The sequence below is a fragment of the Luteibacter sp. P4_D7_3 genome, assembly GCF_056401735.1.
Window position 1 is genome coordinate 1 of sequence record NZ_JBFUIT010000353.1, and the last position, 3857, is coordinate 3857.

The following is a 3857-nucleotide window of genomic DNA, read 5'->3' on the forward strand; positions in this document are numbered from 1 at the left end:
GTGTAGTGCGTTTCGGTCCGCAAGGGCTCCCACGGTCGCAGGTGCTCGCGATTCTCCACACGGTAGCGGCGCAGTAACTCGGCCTCTTCCGGATCGAGAAGGCGGATCACCGTTCTTGGCGTCCGCATGCGGATGGGTTCGCTCATGCAGCGAGCGCCTTCGCGTGGTGGCGCAGGTGGTCTTCCACGAAGGTCTGGATGAAGTAGTAGCTGTGGTCGTAGCCAGGCTGCATGCGCAACTGGAGCGGCTGGCCCGCTTCTTCGCAGGCCGCCTCGAATCGCTGGGGCTGCAATTGCTTCGTCAGGAAGCCGTCCGCTTCACCCTGGTCGATAAGGATCCGGCCGTCGAAACGGGCGCCGTCCCTGATTAACTGGGTGGCATCGTGCAGGGCCCAGCCCTTGCGATCCTCACCGAGATAGCGCGGGAATGCCTTCTCGCCCCACGGCACGCTGGCGGGCGCGACGATAGGTGCGAACGCTGACACCGAACGGTAACGGCCGGGATTGCGCAGTGCGATGGTCAATGCACCGTGTCCGCCCATGGAATGGCCAAAAATGCCCTGCCGGCTCATGTCCAATGCGAATCGTTCCGCCACCACGCGGGGCAGTTCGTCGACGACGTAGCTGTACATGCGAAAACGTGAAGACCACGGTGCTTCGGTGGCGTCCAGGTAAAAGCCTGCGCCCTCACCGAATTCCCAGTCGCCGGTGGCGCCGGGGAAGCCCGTATCCCGCGGGCTCGTATCCGGCATCACCAGCGCGATGCCGAGCTCCGCAGCGATTCGCTGCGCGCCGGCCTTGATCGTAAAAGTTTCAGCGGTACACGTCAGACCGGCGAGGTACCACAGGACAGGAACAGGCCCGTTTTCGGCCGCAGGAGGCATGAAAACCGCAAAACGCATCGTACCGCCGCACGCTTCGGATGCATGGGAATAGAACCCCTGGATGCCGCCGAAGCAGCGTTGTTCCGAGACCGTCTCGATCGTCGTCATGCCCTTCTCTCCGTACGAAAGCTGACCGGGAAGTGTAACGCCGACGCAACAAGTGGCTATGGCCCGCCTCACCGGGCGCCCATCGCTGCTACAATACCGCTACTGCCCGGCGCCGCTTCCGCCGCCGCGCCCCCTCTTCGAGGTCGCCATGTCATCCCCCGATACAGATAACGCTCCGGCTCAGCCCGGCTTTAGCGCGCTCGCGCTCGACGAAAAAGTGATGCGCGTCTTGGCCGAAGTCGGCTACGAAGTGCCGTCGCCGATCCAGGCCGCCACCATTCCGCCGCTGCTCGAAGGCCGCGACGTCATCGGCCAGGCGCAGACCGGCACCGGCAAGACCGCTGCCTTCGCGCTGCCCGTGCTGTCGCGCATCGACCTGAAACCCGGCAAGCCGCAGGCGCTGGTTCTCGCGCCCACCCGCGAGCTCGCCATCCAGGTCGCCGAAGCGTTCCAGAAATACGCCACCTACATGCCCGGCTTCCAGGTCCTGCCGATCTACGGCGGCCAGAGCTACGGCCCGCAGTTGCAGGGTCTCAAGCGCGGCGCACAGGTCATCGTCGGCACGCCGGGTCGCGTCATCGACCACCTGGACAAGGGCACGCTGGATCTTTCCGGCCTGCGCTTCCTGGTCCTCGACGAAGCGGACGAAATGCTTCGCATGGGCTTCATCGACGACGTCGAGAAGCTGCTGCAGGCCACGCCGAAAACCCGTCAGGTCGCTCTGTTCTCCGCGACCATGCCGGCGCCGATTCGTCGCATCGCGCAGACCTACCTGAAAGACCCGATCGAGATCACGATCAAGAACAAGACCACGACCGCGGCGAACATTCGCCAGCGTTACTGGTTCGTCAGCGGCATACACAAGCTCGACGCGCTGACCCGCATCCTCGAAGCCGAAAGCTTCGACGCGATGATCGTGTTCACCCGTACCAAGCAGGCCACCGAAGAACTCGCCAGCAAGCTGCAGGCAAGGGGCTTCCTGGCCGCCGCGATCAACGGTGACATCGCCCAGGCGCAGCGTGAGCGCGTGATCGACAACCTGAAGTCCGGCAAGCTCGACATCCTCATCGCGACCGACGTCGCCGCTCGCGGTCTCGACGTCGAGCGCATCAGCCACGTGCTGAACTACGACATCCCGCACGACACCGAGTCGTACGTGCACCGTATCGGCCGTACCGGCCGCGCCGGTCGCAGTGGTGAGGCGATCCTCTTCGTCACCCCGCGCGAGAAGAACCTGCTCCGCCAGATCGAGCGCGCCACGCGTCAGCCGATCGAACAGATGCAGCTGCCGACGATCGAAGCGGTCAACGACACGCGCATCAACAAGTTCAACCAGAAGATCACCGATACGCTGGCGCAGGGCGACCTCGGCCTGTTCCAGCAGATGGTCGAGAAGTTCGAGCAGGAACACAACATTCCCGCCACCGAAATCGCCGCGGCACTGGCCAAGATCGCCCAGGGCGACCAGCCGCTGCTGCTCGAGCCGCCGGCCAAGCGCGAATACACCGAGCGTCCGCCGCGCGAGTTCGATCGCGAGCGTCCTCAGCGCGACTTCGACCGCGATCGCGGTCCGCGCAGCGAGGGCGGTGGTGACTTCAACGACCGTCGTCCGGTTCGCGAAGGCATGCGCCAGCCGCGTCCGCACACCACGGAAGCCGGCAAGCGCACGTACCGCATCGAAGTGGGCCACGAGCACGGCGTCAAGCCGGGCAACATCGTCGGCGCCATCGCCAACGAGGGCGGCGTCGAGGCGAAGTTCATCGGTCGCGTGAGCATCCGTGACGACTACAGCCTGATCGACCTGCCGGAGGGCATGCCGCCGGAGATCTTCACCCACCTGAAGAAGGTGTGGGTCGCCCAGCAGCAGCTGAAGATCGCCGAGTGGGACGGCGTCGAAGCCCCGCAGAGTGGTAACGGCGGCAACGCTTCGCGTCCGCCGCAGCGCAGCTTCCGTCCCCAGGGTGCACGCCCCGGTGGTCCGGGCGGCGCGGGTGGTCCCGGTGGCGGCAAGCCGCCGCGCAAGAAGCGCGATTACTGAGTAACCGCAAAAAAGGCACCTTCGGGTGCCTTTTTTTTGGTTCTTCGCGGATTACCGGGGCCCGGGCGCTCGGGTTTCGGGCGGGGCATTCTTTCGCAACTCGCAACTCGCGCATGGCTCGCCTTCGGCTTCGCGGGCTCGGCTTCGCCGTCGCTTCGTACACCTGGGCGTCTCGCGGGGACGATCGCGACCGGCGCGACGCGGTTGACCTTGGCGATGGCGACGAGCCAGCAGCCGAAGCGGCAATGCTTTGTCGGCACGACCGCACGAACCTCAGGGATGGGAAGAGTCTTCGGTGCCCACCCTCGAGGCGAGTTCCGCACAAGTGGAGCGGCCGCAGGCCAATAAGAACAGGGGCCGMGCAGCGGCCTTTCCGGTACGAAACGCGGAGGACGTGTCTGAGCAGCGAGGGTGGGCACCGAAGGCTCTGCGCCGCSACGTCTRCACGCMGAAGGCTCTGCGCCTCACCGTCTTCGGCGTCCCCGGSATKCCGCGAWGAACCTTTTTTTGCCCTCAAACTTCCAGCGGATCGTTCTCGTGCAGCTCGTCCATCCAGCCGCGCCGCCGGTGCAGGGCCCACTCCACGTGCTGGGCAAACAGGATGTCGATGGGGCCGCCCTGGGCCATGGCGGCGAGCCGTCCCTCGGTGACATTGCCCAGGTGCCCGGCCTGTTCGGCATAGCCAACGATGCCCTCGGCTTCGAGTTGGGACAGGACGGTCTGCAGGTTGACGTGGCGGGCGTGCTGAACAGGCATGGCGATTCGACTCCGGGCTCTCCCTGAAAGGATCGGCGAGCGTCGCCCGGTCTTTAGCCCGTATGTGTGAGG

General features: G+C 65.4%; 3 protein-coding genes. 1 reads left to right on the top strand and 2 read right to left on the bottom strand.

What is annotated here, in order from left to right:
- Positions 1-142 precede the first annotated feature (142 nt).
- Complete coding sequence (gene fghA, locus AC1DSN_RS19655) at positions 143-991, bottom strand: S-formylglutathione hydrolase (protein WP_477297312.1); 849 nt, start codon at positions 989-991, stop codon at positions 143-145.
- 148 nt (positions 992-1139) lie between these two features.
- On the opposite strand from fghA, the gene AC1DSN_RS19660 reads away from it, so the two are divergent.
- Positions 1140-3029, top strand: a complete 1890-nt coding sequence (locus tag AC1DSN_RS19660; protein ID WP_477332369.1) for a DEAD/DEAH box helicase — start codon at positions 1140-1142, stop codon at positions 3027-3029.
- 513 nt (positions 3030-3542) lie between these two features.
- Here AC1DSN_RS19660 and AC1DSN_RS19665 read toward each other — a convergent pair.
- The gene (locus AC1DSN_RS19665) at positions 3543-3785 is read right to left on the bottom strand and encodes a hypothetical protein (RefSeq protein WP_477299146.1); all 243 of its coding nucleotides are present in this window, start codon (positions 3783-3785) and stop codon (positions 3543-3545) included.
- Positions 3786-3857 lie beyond the last annotated feature (72 nt).